Origin of the sequence: Micromonospora sp. NPDC001898 (genome assembly GCF_042891255.1) — a bacterium.
Classification (GTDB): Bacteria; Actinomycetota; Actinomycetes; order Mycobacteriales; family Micromonosporaceae; genus Micromonospora.
The window spans coordinates 166,296-180,465 of record NZ_JBIATC010000005.1; the positions used below are offsets into that span (position 1 = coordinate 166,296).

Annotated in this window: 12 protein-coding genes; 3 read left to right on the plus strand and 9 right to left on the minus strand. The window is 73.3% G+C overall.

Features of this window, described 5'->3' with window-relative positions:
- Window positions 1-5: 5 nt before the first annotated feature.
- Window positions 6-842: an SDR family oxidoreductase gene (locus tag ACFYZF_RS13835; protein WP_387019700.1), complete on the minus strand. Its 837-nt coding sequence runs from the start codon at window positions 840-842 to the stop codon at window positions 6-8.
- Window positions 843-1,050: 208 nt separating this feature from the next.
- Window positions 1,051-1,659, minus strand: a complete 609-nt coding sequence (locus ACFYZF_RS13840; RefSeq protein ID WP_387019703.1) for a DedA family protein — start codon at window positions 1,657-1,659, stop codon at window positions 1,051-1,053.
- 549 nt (window positions 1,660-2,208) lie between these two features.
- On the opposite strand from ACFYZF_RS13840, the gene thrS reads away from it, so the two are divergent.
- Window positions 2,209-3,429 (plus strand): threonine--tRNA ligase, encoded by a 1,221-nt coding sequence (thrS, locus tag ACFYZF_RS13845; RefSeq protein WP_387019706.1) that lies wholly within the window; start codon window positions 2,209-2,211, stop codon window positions 3,427-3,429.
- A 62-nt stretch (window positions 3,430-3,491) separates the two neighbouring features.
- Here thrS and ACFYZF_RS13850 read toward each other — a convergent pair whose 3' ends face one another.
- From ACFYZF_RS13850 to ACFYZF_RS13865, 4 genes are all read right to left on the minus strand, one after another.
- A complete protein-coding gene (locus ACFYZF_RS13850) occupies window positions 3,492-5,543 on the minus strand; it encodes an ABC transporter ATP-binding protein (protein ID WP_387019709.1) in 2,052 nt (683 codons plus the stop codon).
- Window positions 5,540-7,273 carry an ABC transporter ATP-binding protein gene (locus tag ACFYZF_RS13855; RefSeq protein WP_387019712.1) on the minus strand — a complete coding sequence of 578 codons (1,734 nt, stop codon included), beginning with the start codon at window positions 7,271-7,273 and terminating at the stop codon, window positions 5,540-5,542. Before ACFYZF_RS13855 ends, ACFYZF_RS13850 begins: the two co-directional genes overlap by 4 nt.
- The gene (locus ACFYZF_RS13860) at window positions 7,267-7,749 is read right to left on the minus strand and encodes a MarR family winged helix-turn-helix transcriptional regulator (RefSeq protein WP_387019714.1); all 483 of its coding nucleotides are present in this window, start codon (window positions 7,747-7,749) and stop codon (window positions 7,267-7,269) included. The genes ACFYZF_RS13855 and ACFYZF_RS13860 overlap by 7 nt, the downstream gene beginning before the upstream one ends.
- A 221-nt stretch (window positions 7,750-7,970) precedes the next feature.
- Window positions 7,971-8,417 carry a DoxX family protein gene (locus ACFYZF_RS13865; RefSeq protein WP_387019717.1) on the minus strand — a complete coding sequence of 149 codons (447 nt, stop codon included), beginning with the start codon at window positions 8,415-8,417 and terminating at the stop codon, window positions 7,971-7,973.
- Window positions 8,418-8,507: 90 nt separating this feature from the next.
- Between ACFYZF_RS13865 and ACFYZF_RS13870 the strand changes: the two genes are divergently transcribed.
- Window positions 8,508-9,077, plus strand: coding sequence for a TetR/AcrR family transcriptional regulator (locus ACFYZF_RS13870; RefSeq protein WP_387019719.1), 570 nt, complete (start codon window positions 8,508-8,510; stop codon window positions 9,075-9,077).
- Window positions 9,078-9,102: 25 nt separating this feature from the next.
- On the opposite strand, the gene ACFYZF_RS13875 is transcribed toward ACFYZF_RS13870, so the two are convergent.
- On the minus strand, window positions 9,103-10,542 hold the full coding sequence (locus ACFYZF_RS13875; protein ID WP_387019721.1) for a GuaB1 family IMP dehydrogenase-related protein: 1,440 nt from the start codon (window positions 10,540-10,542) through the stop codon (window positions 9,103-9,105).
- A gap of 81 nt (window positions 10,543-10,623) precedes the next feature.
- On the minus strand, window positions 10,624-11,220 hold the full coding sequence (locus ACFYZF_RS13880) for a LysE/ArgO family amino acid transporter (protein ID WP_387020396.1): 597 nt from the start codon (window positions 11,218-11,220) through the stop codon (window positions 10,624-10,626).
- A 96-nt stretch (window positions 11,221-11,316) separates the two neighbouring features.
- Here ACFYZF_RS13880 and ACFYZF_RS13885 point away from each other — a divergent pair, with 96 nt between their 5' ends.
- Window positions 11,317-12,207: a LysR family transcriptional regulator ArgP gene (locus ACFYZF_RS13885; RefSeq protein WP_387020399.1), complete on the plus strand. Its 891-nt coding sequence runs from the start codon at window positions 11,317-11,319 to the stop codon at window positions 12,205-12,207.
- An 80-nt stretch (window positions 12,208-12,287) separates the two neighbouring features.
- Here the strand turns inward: ACFYZF_RS13885 and ACFYZF_RS13890 are convergent, their stop codons facing one another.
- The gene (locus ACFYZF_RS13890) at window positions 12,288-14,039 is read right to left on the minus strand and encodes an acetyl/propionyl/methylcrotonyl-CoA carboxylase subunit alpha (protein ID WP_387019723.1); all 1,752 of its coding nucleotides are present in this window, start codon (window positions 14,037-14,039) and stop codon (window positions 12,288-12,290) included.
- Window positions 14,040-14,170: the final 131 nt, after the last annotated feature.

Here is a 14,170-nt window from a genome sequence, read left to right on the forward strand (position 1 = left end):
GGGCGTCAGCGGAAGGTGTCGGCGTGGTTGGCCGCCCATTCGCTGTACGGGCGGGCGGGGCGGCCGGTGACCGCCTCCACCGTGGTGGTGACCTGCTCGGGGTGGTCGACGAAGGCGGCCCAGCCGTCCAGGGCCGACGCGGCGAAGGCGGCGTTGCCGAACGCCCCGGCCAGCAGCGCGTGGGCCTCGTCGCGGGGCATCTCCGCCCAGCTCAGCTTCCGGCCGAGCGCCCGGCCGATGGCGTGCACCTGCTCCTCCTGGGTCAACGTCGCCGGGCCGCTGAGCAGGTGGCGGGTGCCCAGGTGCCCGTCCGAGGTCAACGCGGCGACCGCCACCTCGGCGAGGTCCCGCTCGTGGATCAGCGAGCGGGCAGCACCCCCGTACGGCCAGCGCACCACGTCGCCGGCGCGGATCTGGTCGGCCCACATCAGCGTGTTGGCGGCGAAGCCGGTCGGGCGCAGGAACGTCCACCCCGCCCCGGATTCCTCGACGGCCCGCTCCACGACCGCCCAGAACGACTCCGGCTGGTCAGCCGCGCCGGGTGCGGAGAGGTAGACGATCCGTGGCACTCGCGCCGCGATCACCCGCGCCACCTCCGGGGCGGCTCGGCGGGCCAGCGCCGGGTCGGCGGAGGGCCAGATCAGGAAGACCGCGTCGACGCCGGTCAGGTGCGGGGCGAGCGACGCCGGGTCGGTGAGGTCGGCGGCCACCACCTCCACCCCGGCCGGCAGGTCGGCGGCGGCGGGATTCCGGCTGACCGCCCGGACCGGTTCGCCGCGTGCCGTCAGGATCGACACCACTTCCCGACCGACCGTGCCGGTCGCCCCCGTCACCAGGATCATCTCCGCCTCCTCGCCTGACTCCGGGCGTCGCCCGCCCGCTTCCTCAGACGGTAGGAGCTGAAGCGAAGTTGAGGTCAACTTCTCGCCTTCGGCCTTGTGGTCTCACGCGACGTTGCGCCGGATGTTCCCGATCCGGGCGACCACGTCGAGGTGTCTGCCCAAGCCGGTGACGTCAGACCTATCCGGCGGAGTCCGAGGTCCGCCGGGGTCATTCCGTAGGGGCCCCGGGGCGGGCGTTGCGGGCGCCGAACGCCGTCATCGCCCAACCGGCGGCCGCGAAGCCGGCTGCCGCCGCGCCGGCGATCACCAGCAGCTGCCACGCCGACTCGGTCAGCGCCGTGCCGCCCAGGTGCCCGACCAGCGCCCCGTACGTGGCCCAGCCGGCCGCCGCCACCGCCTCGTACGTGAGGAACAGCCGGTACGGGTACCGGCTGCGGCCGGCGGCGAAGCAGGCGGCCATCCGGCCGCCCGGCACGAACCGGCAGAGCAGGATCACCAGCGGGCCGGGCCGGCGCAGTCCCTGGGTCATCCGTCCGGCCATCCGGCGGGCGCGGCCCGGCTCGGCCTGCCGGCCCTCTCTGCGGTCCGGTGCGCCCCGGCCGATCAGGTAGCAGGCCAGGTCGCCGACGAAGACGCCGAGCGCGCCGACCCCGATGGTCAGTGGGAGGCTCAGCCCGCCGTACACGGTGAGCGCGCCACCGGTGATCATGATCGCCTGGGTGGGGATGACCGGCACGAACGCGTCGACCGCCAGCAGCCCGAGCAGCGCCAGGTACGCCCACAGCGGCGACGCCATGTGGGTGAGTAGCTCAAGCACGACTGACACCTCGCCGGGTCCGGCAGATCGGGTGCCCCGAGCCTGGCCCCGTGGCGGGGGTCACCGGAGCCCACCCTGGCCGCTGGTGACCCCCGACACGACGGTTCCGGCCCCGACGTGCCAGGATGCGGCGGCTCGGCCGCCCTGAGCGACCTCGGCGTCCGGGCCGAGCCGGGCGGCGGATCGGCTACGGGCGGCGTACCGTTGTCGGCGCGCGGCCTCGGGCGCGTCGGGCCCCCCGTTTCCGACGACCGGGCCGCCGCGGGCCGCCGGCAGGTCCCGTGCCGGCGGCCCGCACCTGCGTCGCGGGCCCGCCGCACGCCCGCCCGGGCGCGGTGCGCGCGGCCGGCGGGGCCCGAAATCGGATGCGTGCCGGCCCGCCGCCGGCCTACCGTCTCCCCATGCGCAGCGCGGTATGGACCACGACGCCGGGAAACCCCGGCGCGCCGCACTGACGTCACCGTCATCGAGGCCCCGGGGCGAACCGCCCCGGGGCCTCGCGGCGTTCCGGGCCAGTTCGCCTCCGGGCCGTACCCGAGGGAGAGCGACATGACCGACCACCGCAGGCTCGGCCGGGAGCTGGGGCTGTTCGTCTCCGATCCGCTGGCCGGGGCCGGCCTGCCCATCTGGCTGCCGGCGGGCGCCGCCGCCCGACACGCCGTCGAGGCGTACGTCCACGAACTGGAGCGACGGGCGGGCTACCAGCACGTCTACTCGCCGCCGCTGGGCAAGCGGGAGCTGTTCGAGCTTTCCGGCCACCTCGGCTACTTCGCCGACGATATGTTCCCGCCGATGCGGCTGAGCCCGGACGACGAGTTCGTGCTCCGTCCGGCGCTCTGCCCGCACCACGCCTTGGTCTTCCGGGCCCGGGGCCGGTCCTACCGGGAACTGCCGCTGCGGGTCGGCGAGCTGGGCGGGATGTACCGGGCGGAGCGCTCGGGGGTGCTCGGCGGATTGTCCCGGGTGCGCGCCATCTCGCTCAACGACGCGCACAACTTCTGCGCCCTGGACCAGGTGGGTGAGGAGGTCGCGGCGATCCTGGCGCTGATCCGCGAGGCGCACGCCGCGCTCGGCGTCCGCCCGGCCGGGTTCCGGCTGTCGCTGCGCGGTCCGGGCCAGCGGTACGTCGGCACCGACGAGCAGTGGCGCCGGGCCGAGGACCTGCTCCGGGGGGCGCTCACCGGGGTGGACGTCGTCGAGGCCCCCGGCGACGCCGCGTTCTACGGGCCGAAGATCGACATTCAGGTCGCCGACCCGACCGGCCGGGAGTCCACCCTCGCCACCGTCCAGCTCGACTTCGACAAGCCCGAGAAGTTCGACCTGTCGTACACCGACTCCGACGGCGGCCGACGGCGGCCGGTGATGGTGCACCGCAGCCTGGTCGGCAGCATGGAACGGCTGTTCGCCCACCTGATCGAGGCGCACGACGGCGCCTTCCCGCCCTGGTACGCCCCCGTGCAGGTGACCGTGCTCCCGGTCGACCCCGACGATCCGGGCCAGGCCGTGGCGGCCGACCGGCTCGCCCGGGACGCCGTCGCGCTCGGCCTGCGGGCCGAGGTCGACGGGGGCGGGTCGCTGGGCTCCCGGATCCGCGACACCGCCCGCCGTCGGGTGCCGTACGTCGCGGTGCTCGGTGCCCGGGAGGCGGCCGACGGCGCGGTCGCCCTGCGCCTGCGCGACGGCCGCCGCCTGGACCCGCAGCCCGCCGCCGACGCCCTGGCCCTGGTCGCGTCGGTGGTCGCCACCAGGTCGGCGGCGCTGCTGCCCTGACCCCGGCCCGTCACCCGGACCGGGGCCGGTCGTCGCTGTCGCTGGATCTCCGGCCACGACGATCAGCCCTGGACCGAGGCGGCGGGCAGCGACACGGGGTCGGGGGGGAGGACGGGATCGGGCTGGCTGAACTGGGACTGGTAGAGCCGGTGGTACGCGCCCCGGGCGGCCAGCAGCCGATCGTGGGTGCCCTGCTCGACGATGCTGCCGTTCTCCATCATCAGGATCAGGTCCGCGTCCTGGATGGTGGAGAGACGGTGGGCGATGACGAAGCTGGTCCGGTCCGAGCGCAGCGCCGCCATGGCCCGCTGGAGCAGCACCTCGGTCCGGGTGTCCACCGAGCTGGTCGCCTCGTCGAGGATCAGCAGCGACGGCTCGGCCAGGAACGCCCGGGCGATGGTGATGAGCTGCTTCTCGCCGGCGCTGACGTTGCTGCCCTCCTCGTCGATGACGGTGTCGTAGCCGTCGGGGAGGCTGTGGACGAACCGGTCCACGAAGGTGGCCCGGGCGGCGGCGGCGATCTCCTCCTCGCTGGCGGTCGGCCGGCCGTACGCGATGTTGTCCCGGATGGTGCCACCGAACAGCCAGGTGTCCTGGAGCACCATGCCGATCCGGCCGCGCAGGTCGTCCCGGCTCAGGGTGGTGACGTCGACCCCGTCCAGGGTGATCCGGCCGGCGTCCAGCTCGTAGAAGCGCATGATCAGGTTGACCAGGGTGGTCTTGCCCGCCCCGGTCGGCCCGACGATCGCCACCGTGTGCCCCGGCTCGGCGACCAGCGACAGGTCCTCGATCAACGGCTTGTCCGGCTCGTACCGGAAGGAGACGTGCTCGAACTCGACCCGGCCGTGCGGGTCGGTCACCCGGGCCGGCGCGGCCGGGTCGGGGCTCTGCTCGTCGGCGTCGAGGACGGCGAACACCCGCTCGGCGGACGCCACCCCGGACTGGAGCTGGCTCGCCATCGAGGCGACCTGGGTGAGCGGCTGGGTGAACATCCGGGAGTACTGGATGAACGCCTGTACGTCGCCGAGGCTCATCGACCCCGACGCCACCCGCAGGCCGCCGACCACGGCGATGGCCATGTAGCTGAGGTTCCCGACGAACATCGTCGCCGGCATGATGATCCCGGAGATGAACTGGGCGCCGAAGCTGGCCCGGAACAGCTCCTCGTTCTTGGCGGTGAAGGCCGCCTCCACCTCGCGCTGCCGGCCGAAGACCTTGACCAGCTCGTGGCCGGTGAACGCCTCCTCGATCTGGCCGTTCAGCTCGCCGGTGTGCTTCCACTGGGCGATGAACTTCGGCTGCGAACGCTTGGCGATCTGGCTGGTCACCAGCACCGACAGCGGCACCGCGACCAGGGCGACCAGCGCCAGCAGCGGCGAGATCCAGAACATCATGGCCAGTACGCCGACCAGGGTGAGCAGCGAGGTGAGCACCTGGCTCAGGGTCTGCTGGAGGGTCTGCGAGATGTTGTCGATGTCGTTGGTGACCCGGCTGAGCAGGTCGCCGCGCGGCTGCCTGTCGAAGTAGGGCAGCGGCAGCCGGTTCAGCTTCTCCTCCACCTCGGCGCGCAGCTGCAGCACGGTGCGCTGCACCACGCCGTTGAGCAGCCAGCCCTGCCACCACATCAGCAGGCTGGCCGCCAGGTAGAGGACGAGCGCCAGCAGCAGCACCCGACCCAGCGCGGTGAAGTCGATGCCCACCCCGGGCACCAGGTCCATCCGGGCGAGCATGTCGGCGAAGTTGTCGTTGCCGGACGCCCGGGCCGCCGCCACGGCCTGCTCGGCGGTGGTCCCGGGCGGGAGCTGCCGGCCGATCGCCCCGCTGAAGATCAGGTCGGTGGCATGGCCGAGGATCTTCGGTCCGTACACGTTGAACCCGACGCTGATCAGGGCGAGCCCGACGATGACGACGAGCGGGAGCCGGTGTGGCCGCAGCCGCTTCAGCAGCCGGCGGGCCGACGGCCCGAAGTTCATCGACTTCTCGGCCGGCATGCCGGCGGTCGGCAGCGGGCCGCCGCGGTGGCCGTCCTTGGCCCGCCGCGTCGGCGTCTGCGCCTGGGCGCCGGCCGCAGGCTGTCCCTGCGGCGCGGGCTTCTGACCCGGTACGGCGGTCATGCCGGCACCCCCGCGCTCTGCTGGGAGGCGACGATCTCCGCGTACGTCGGGCAGTTCTCCAGTAGCTCGGCGTGTCGGCCCATCCCGACGATGCCCCCGTCCTCAAGCACGATGATCTGGTCGGCGTCGACGATCGTCGAGACCCGTTGGGCCACGATCACCATCGCCGCGTCCGCGGTGACCGGCCGTAGCGCCGCCCGGAGCCGGGCGTCGGTGCCGAGGTCGAGTGCGGAGAACGAGTCGTCGAACAGGTAGATCTCCGGCCGCCGGACCAGGGCCCGGGCGATGGCCAGGCGCTGCCGCTGCCCGCCGGAGACGTTGGTGCCGCCCTGCGCGATCGGGGCGTCCAACCCCTCGGACAGCTCGGCGACGAAGTCGCGCGCCTGGGCGATCTCCAGGGCCGTCCACAGCTCCGCGTCGGTGGCGTCCGGGTTGCCGTACCGCAGGTTGCTGGCGATCGTCCCGCTGAACAGGTACGGCCGCTGCGGCACCAGCCCGATCCGCCGCCACAGCTCGTTGGGCGCCATGTCGCGGACGTCCACCCTGTCGACCAGCACCGCGCCCGCCGTGGTGTCGACCAGCCGGGGGATCAGCGAGAGCAGGGTGCTCTTGCCGGATCCGGTGCTGCCGATGATCGCCGTCGTGCGCCCGGCCGTGACCCGGAAGGAGATGTCGTGCAGCACCGGCTCGCTCGCCCCCGGGTACTGGAACCGCACGTCGCGCAGTTCCAGCTCGCCCCGGCCGGTCACCTCGGTGGCCGGCGCGGCCGGCGGGACCACCGAGGAGTCGGTGTCCAGCACCTCGACGATCCGCTCGGCGCAGACTGCGGCGCGCGGCACCATCATCAGCATGAAGGTGGCCATCAGGACGGCCATCAGGATCTGCATCAGGTACACGAGGAAGGCGGTGAGCGCGCCGATCTGGATCTGCCCGGAGTCCACCCGTTGCGCGCCGAACCACAGCACCGCGACGCTGGAGACGTTGAGCACCAGCATCACCACCGGGAAGATGACGGCCATCAGCCGGCCCGTGCGCAGTGCGGTCGCGGTCAGGTCGACGTTCGCGCGGGCGAAGCGTTCCGTCTCGTACGGCTCGCGGACGAACGCCCGGACCACCCGGATGCCCGTGATCTGCTCGCGCAGCACCCGGTTGACGGTGTCGATCCGGGTCTGCATGAGCCGGAAACCGGGCACCATCCGCCGGACGATCAGCCCGAGCGCGAGCGCCAGCACCGGGACGCAGACCAGCAGCAGCCAGGACAGTCCGACGTCCTCGCGCAGCGCCATCACCACCCCGCCGACGCTCATGATCGGCGCGCCGACGAGCATCGTGCAGCTCGTCAGCACGAGCATCTGCACCTGTTGCACGTCGTTGGTGTTGCGGGTGATCAACGAGGGCGCGCCGAACCGGGCCACCTCACGGGCGGAGAAGCGGTTGACGTGGCCGAAGATCTCCGCCCGGACGTCCCGCCCGAAGCCCATCGCCGTGCGGGCGCCGAGGTAGGCCGCAGCGATCGAGCAGGCGATCTGGACCAGGCTGACCAGCAGCATCCAGCCGCCGATGCGCAAGATGTAGTCGGTGTCGCCACGGGCCACGCCCCGGTCGATGATGTCGGCGTTGAGGCTCGGCAGGTAGAGCGAGGCCATCGTGCCGACGAACTGGAACGCCACCACCGCCGCCAGCGGGCGGTAGTAGGGGCGCAGGTGGGCGCCGAGCAGCCGGATCAGCACGCCGGCTCCTGCGGTCTCGTCTCGGGACCTGTCATCTGTGGCTCCTCTCCACTGCCGATGACCTCGATCAGGAACTCCCGGATCACGGCTGCCTTCGCCGGGTCGGCGTCGACGGAGGTCAGCGGTGCCCTGGTCTGCATGAGGGTGGTGAGCTTGGCGACCCGCTCCCAGCCGGCGGGGGTGAGGGCCAGCCGTACGCTGCGCCGGTCGGCGTCGTCGCGGTGTCGCTCCACCAGGCCGTCGCGTTCCAGGGTGTCGACGATGCCGGTGAGGGTGGCGGGGCGGACGAAGCAGCGCTCGGCGACCACCCGGTGCGGCAGCTCACCGTGCCGGGCGAGGGTGATCAGGGTGCCCATGCCGGCCTGGGTGAGGCCGTGTTCCTCTGCCAGGTAGCGGTTCCACTGCTGGCCGACGATGTGGCCGGCGGTGACCAACAGACGGCCCAGCGGCACGTCTCCCAGCCCGGTCGCGTCCATGCCCCTCAGATTAGCTCCCTGATAGTCAGGCCCCAAACGATATTACAGCGGCGGTGGCAAGGAGCGCCGCTTGGAGCAACTGCGTGGGGCCGAGTGGAGTTACCGGCCGCCCGGCCAGCGTCAGGTCGCGCCGCCGCCCGGTCCGGCGACTCTGAGCGGTCGCCGGACCGGCGCATCCCGTAGCGAGGTCAGTTCCATGGCCGAAGGCAGCTCCATGATCATCAGGCCCCGAAGGAAATGGCGAGCGCCACGGCGACGTACAGGGCCTGCTCCGCCGTTCGCCGCCCGAGGGGTGTTGCTGGCTGGCCCCCGAAGGGCACCCCGCGCCGGGCGGCCGAGACGTTGGCCGGAAACATGACCATCATCAGCAGGGCCAGGCCGGCCGCGGCCCAGCGGGCGCTCGTCGGCGCGAGCAGCCCCACCGCGCCGACCAGTTCCAGCACCCCGGTTGCCGTGACCAGCAGGTCGGGTCGAGGCAGGGTGGGCGGCACCATCGCGATCATGTCCCTGCGGAGGGGTGGGGCGAAGTGGGCGACGCTGGTCACCACGAACATCAGGGCCAGCCCCACCCGCAGTGCGGGATGCCAGCCGTCGAGTGCGCCCACGCCGGCCAGGCCGGCCAGCCGGGCGAGCCCGGTGCCGGCCACGAGGGCGATGAGTGGAGCCACGGAGAAACCTCCTCAGGGGGGACGAATCTTGTCGCCGGCAAGATTGCCCCTCCCGGCGCTATCTTGTCAACAGCAAGATAGGCTGGCGGCATGACGGGAACGCGCGGCTACCACCACGGCGACCTGCGCCGATCCCTGCTCGCTGAGGCGGTGCGGGTGATCGAGGAGGCTGGGCAGGCGGCGTTGAGTCTGCGCGACCTGGCCCGCCGGGCTGGCGTCTCGCACGCCGCCCCGGCGCACCACTTCGGTGACAAGGCCGGGCTGCTCACCGCGCTCGCCGCCGACGGGTTCGACCTGCTCGCTGAGGCGCTGCACGGCGCGGGCGACGACCTGCTGGACAGGGGCGTCGCGTACGTCGACTTCGCGGTCCGGCACCGCGCGCACTTCGAGGTGATGTTCCGCCCGGACCTCTACCGGCCCGACGCGGAGGAACTGGTGGCGGCCCGCGAGCGCGCCGGCGACGCGTTGCACTCGGGGGTGGCCACGCTGCCCGAGGGACGCCCCACGGCGGAGGAACCGCAGGGCGACGCGCTCGCGGCCTGGTCGATCGTGCACGGCTTCGCCACGCTCTGGCTCTCGGGCGCGCTGCCGGCCCGGGTCGGCGACGACCCCCGGGCCGCGGCCCGGGCGATCGCCGGCCGCCTCTTCCCGAAGGAGTGACGGCGCCGGCCGCCGGACCGGCGGGTCACCAACTCGTGGGCAGCGGCATCCCCTCGGTGTAGCCGGCCGTGCTCTGTACTCCGACCAGCGCACGTTCGTGGAACTCGGCCAGGTTTCGCGCGCCCGCGTACGTGAAGGCGCTGCGTACCCCGGCGATGATCTCGTCGATCAGGTCCTCGACGCCCGGCCGGGTCGGGTCCAGGTACATCCGGGCCGAGGAGATGCCCTCCTCGAAGGCCGCCTTGCGGGCCCGGTCGAACGGGCTGTCGTCGGCGGTCCGGGCGCTGACCGCCCGGGACGAGGCCATCCCGAAGCTCTCCTTGTACCGCCGGCCGTCCGCGTCGGTGTACAGGTCGCCCGGTGACTCGTACGTGCCGGCGAACCAGGACCCGATCATCACGTTCGACGCGCCGGCCGCCAGCGCGAGCGCCACGTCCCGGGGGTGCCGCACCCCGCCGTCGGCCCAGACGTGCCGGCCCAGGTCCCGGGCCGCCGCCGCGCAGTCGAGCACGGCGGAGAACTGCGGCCGGCCGACCCCGGTCATCATCCGGGTGGTGCACATCGCACCCGGTCCGACGCCCACCTTCACGATGTCCGCGCCGGCCTCGACCAGGTCGCGTACCCCGTCGGCGGTGACCACGTTGCCGGCCGCGACCGGGACGCCCGGGTCGAGCTTGCGCACCGCCCGCAGCGCGGAGAGCATCCGTTCCTGGTGGCCGTGCGCGGTGTCCACCACCAGCGTGTCCACCCCCGCCTCCAGCAGCGCGGCGGCCTTGCCGGTGACGTCGCCGTTGATCCCGACCGCCGCCGCGACCCGCAGCCGACCCCGGTCGTCCGTCGCCGGCCGGTAGAGGGTGGCGCGCAGCGCGCCCTTGCGGGTCAGCACCCCGACCAGCCGTCCCTCGCCGTCCACCACCGGCGCGAGCCGCCGCCGGCCCGCCGAGAGTCGGTCGAACCCGGTACGCGGGTCCGCGTCCGCCGGCACCGTGTGCAGCTCGGTCGACATCACGTGCCGGAGCTGGGCGAACCGGTCCACCCCGACGGTGTCCGCCTCGGTCACCACGCCCAGCGGGCGACCGGCTTCGTCGATCACGACCACCGCCCCGTGCGAGCGTTTCGGCAGCAGGTGGATGGCGTCGCCGACAGTGTCCGTCGGGCCGAGCGTGATCGCGGTGTCGTGCACCAGGTGCCGCCGCTTGACCCAGTCGACGACGGTGGCCACCACCTCGATGGGGATGTCCTGCGGGATCACCGCGACGGCGCCACGCCGGGCGACCGTCTCGGCCATCCGCCGGCCGGCCACGGCCGTCATGTTGGCCACCACCAGGGGGATCGTCGTGCCCGTGCCGTCCGCGGTGGCCAGGTTGACGTCCAACCGGGAACCGACCTCGGAGCGGGCGGGCGCCATGAAGACATCGTTGTATGTCAGGTCGTGCGCGGGAACCGCGCCTTGAAGAAAACGCACGTCGCCATCATTCCCGCCCGCCGACGCCCGCGCCCCCGGTGGTAGCCGAAAACACCCTGACCAAGCCCGGAGCCGACGTGGTCAGCCGAGCAGCAGGGTCACCGCGACCGCGACCATCACGAGGGCGACCACGCCGTCGACGAGCCGCCAGGCCGCCGGGCGGGCCAGCACGGGCGCGAGGCGGTGGGCGGCGGTGCCGAGGGCCGTGAACCAGACCGCGCTGGCCAGCGCGGCTCCCGCGCCGAAGACCCAGTGGTGCGGATGCTGGCGGGCCACCCCACCGAGCAGGAGGACGGTGTCGAGGTACACGTGCGGGTTGAGGTAGGTGAACGCGAGGCAGGCCAGCAGCGTCGCCCCGAGGGTTGCCGGCGGCCGGTCGGCGGGGGAGAGCGCGCCGGGCCGCAGCGCGCGGCGGACGGCCAGCGCGGCGTACCCGAGCAGGAACGCGGCGCCGAGCCAACGGACAGCGGTGACGGCGGCGGGGTGTTCCGCCGTGGCGGTGCCCATCCCGGCGATGCCGAGCGAGATGAGCAGCGCGTCGGACGCGGCGCAGACGGCGACCACCGGCACGACGTGCTCCCGGCGCAGGCCCTGCCGCAGGACGAAGGCGTTCTGCGCGCCGATGGCGGCGATCAGCGCGATGGAGAGGGAGAAACCGGCGGCGGCGGAGCCGGCCACGGAACTGCTGAGGATTTCGGGCACGGGCAGACGCTACGAGCCGCCCGCGATGCAGCCCAGCTAAAGATCTTCATGGTGGATAAGCTCAGCTTCATCATGCTGGACTCCATGCAGCTCAGGACGTTCGTCGCGGTGGTCCGCGAGGGCAGCTTCGAGGCGGCGGCGCGGTCCCTGCACGTCACCCCCTCGGCCGTCAGCCAGCGGGTCAAGGCGCTGGAACAGGCCGTCGGTCAGGTGCTCATCCGCCGGTCGAAGCCGTGCCGGGCCACCGACGCGGGCCGTCCGCTGCTGCGGCTGGCCGGGCAGGTGGCCCTGCTGGAGCGCGAGGCGCTGCATGCCGCCCGACCGCCGACGGTCGGCGGATCCACCCCCACCCGGGTGACGATCGTCGCGAACGGGGACTCGCTCGGCACCTGGTTCGTCGGCGCGCTGGCGCTGCTGCCCACCGAGCTGGCGCTGCTGTTCGACGTCCGCCGGGACGATGAGGACCACACGGCGGAGCTGATCCGCGACGGTACGGCGATGGCGGCGGTGACCGCGCAGCGGGAGGCCGTCCAGGGCTGCCGGGTGGAGCGGCTGGGCGCGATGCGGTACGTCGCGCTGGCCCGGGCCGGGTTCGCCGCCCGCCACTTCCCCGACGGCCTCACCGAGGCGGCCCTCGCGTCGGCGCCGATGATGGCGTTCGACCGGAAGGACCAGCTTCAGCACAGGTTCGCCCGTACCGTGACCCGCCGTCGGATCGACCCGCCGATCCACTACGTCCCGTCCTTCGACGGCTTCAACGAGGCGGTGCGGCTCGGGTTGGGCTGGGGCATGGTCCCGGAGCGGTTCGCCCGCGTCGACCTCGCCGCCGGGCACTGTGTCGACCTCGGTGCCGGGCGTCACCTGGACCGCCCGTTGTACTGGCAGCACTGGCGGGTGGCCTCCGCCGCCCTGGACGCGCTGACCGCCGCCGTCCGGGCGGTGGCGGGCGCCGAGCTGCGCTGACGTCGCCCGCCCGCGTCCCGCTCGCTGGGTGGGCTCGGCCTGGGCCGCGCTGGGGCCGCCCCCGCCCCGGGGCGCGTGGGTCAGGCGATGGTGCAGATTGCCGCGCCGGCGGTGATGACGGCACCGACCTCGGCCGCGAGGCCGCTGACCGTGCCCGCCCTGTGGGCGTGCAGCGGCTGCTCCATCTTCATCGCCTCCAGCACCACGACCAGGTCACCCTCGGCGACCGTGTCCCCGTCGGCGACGGCGATCTTGACGAGGGTGCCCTGCATCGGGGAGGTGAGCGCGTCCCCGCTGACCGCCGCGCCGGCCTTGGCCCCGCCGCCCCGGCGGGCCGGCTTGCGCGTGGCGGGCGCGGCTGCGGTCGTACCCGCGCCGAGGCCGGCGGGGAGGCTCACCTCCAGCCGCTTGCCGCCGACCTCGACCACGACGGTCTCGCGCCCGGCCGGCGCCTCGGCGGGGCCGGCTGCGGCGGTGAACGGTGGGACGGTGTTGTCGAACTCGGTCTCGATCCACCGGGTGTGCACGCTGAACGGTTCGGCGGTGAACGCCTCGTCGCGCACCACGAGCCGGTGGAACGGCAGGGCGGTGGCCATCCCCTCGACGACCATCTCGTCCAGCGCCCGCCGGGCCCGCTCCAGGGCCTCGGTGCGGGTCTCGCCGGTGACGATCACCTTGGCCAGCAACGAGTCGAAGTTGCCGCCGATCACGTCGCCGGCCGAGATGCCGGTGTCCACCCGGACGCCCGGGCCGGTGGGCAGCCGCAGCGCGGTGACCGTGCCGGGGGCGGGCAGGAAGCTGCGGCCCGGGTCCTCGCCGTTGATCCGGAACTCGATGGAGTGCCCGCGCGGGGTCGGATCCCCGGCCAGCCGCAGCTTCTCGCCGTCGGCGATCCGGAACTGCTCACGGACGAGGTCGATGCCGGCGGTCTCCTCGGTGACCGGATGCTCCACCTGGAGCCGGGTGTTGACCTCCAGGAAGGAGATGGTGCCGTCCGCGCCGACCAGGTACTCCACGGTGCCGGCGCCCTGGTACCCGGCCTCCCGGCAGATCGCCTTGGCGCTCTCGTGGATCTGGGCGCGTTGGGCGTCGGTGAGGAACGGCGCGGGGGCCTCCTCGACCAGCTTCTGGTGCCGGCGCTGGAGCGAGCAGTCCCGGGTGCCCACGACGACCACGTTGCCGTGCTGGTCGGCGAGGATCTGCGCCTCGACGTGCCGGGGCTTGTCCAGGTACCGCTCGACGAAGCACTCACCCCGGCCGAATGCGGCGACCGCCTCCCGGGTGGCCGACTCGAAGAGCTGCGGGATCTCCTCCATCGTGCGGGCCACCTTGAGTCCGCGCCCGCCGCCGCCGAAGGCGGCCTTGATGGCCACCGGCAGGCCGTGGTCGACGGCGAAGGCGATCACCTCGTCCGGGCCGCCGACCGGGTCGGCGGTGCCGGGGACCAGGGGAGCGCCGGCCCGCTGGGCGATGTGCCGGGCGGTGACCTTGTCGCCGAGGTCGCGGATCGCCTGCGGGGCCGGGCCGATCCAGGTCAGACCCGCGTCGATGACGGCATGGGCGAAGTCGGCGTTCTCGGAGAGGAACCCGTACCCGGGGTGGACGGCGTCCGCGCCGGCCTTCTCGGCGACGTCGATCAGCTTGTCGATCCGCAGGTACGTCTCGGCAGCGGTGTCGCCGCCCAGGGCGTACGCCTCGTCGGCCAGGGTGGCGTGCAGTGCGTCCCGGTCGGAGTCCGCGTAGACGGCGACGCTGCCCAGGCCGGCGTCGCGGCAGGCACGGATGACGCGGACGGCGATCTCGCCGCGATTGGCGATGAGTACCTTGCGCACCTTGGTGGCTCCTCCCCGGAGGTTACTGACCGGGAGTTTATCGGCCGCCGTCGGCACCCTAACGATCGCTCAGTGTGGCATGCGGCACTGCCCGAACGTCGATAGTCAAACTTGTCTAATACGCTCGTCGG

Excerpts from the sequence above, each read along its gene's own strand:
- ACFYZF_RS13835 (WP_387019700.1), bottom strand. The coding sequence starts at position 842 with ATGATCCTGGTGACGGGGGCGACCGGCACGGTCGGTCGGGAAGTGGTG.
- thrS (WP_387019706.1), top strand. The coding sequence starts at position 2,209 with ATGACCGACCACCGCAGGCTCGGCCGGGAGCTGGGGCTGTTCGTCTCC.
- ACFYZF_RS13850 (WP_387019709.1), bottom strand. The coding sequence starts at position 5,543 with ATGACCGCCGTACCGGGTCAGAAGCCCGCGCCGCAGGGACAGCCTGCG.
- ACFYZF_RS13860 (WP_387019714.1), bottom strand. The coding sequence starts at position 7,749 with ATGGACGCGACCGGGCTGGGAGACGTGCCGCTGGGCCGTCTGTTGGTC.
- ACFYZF_RS13870 (WP_387019719.1), top strand. The coding sequence starts at position 8,508 with ATGACGGGAACGCGCGGCTACCACCACGGCGACCTGCGCCGATCCCTG.
- ACFYZF_RS13885 (WP_387020399.1), top strand. The coding sequence starts at position 11,317 with ATGCTGGACTCCATGCAGCTCAGGACGTTCGTCGCGGTGGTCCGCGAG.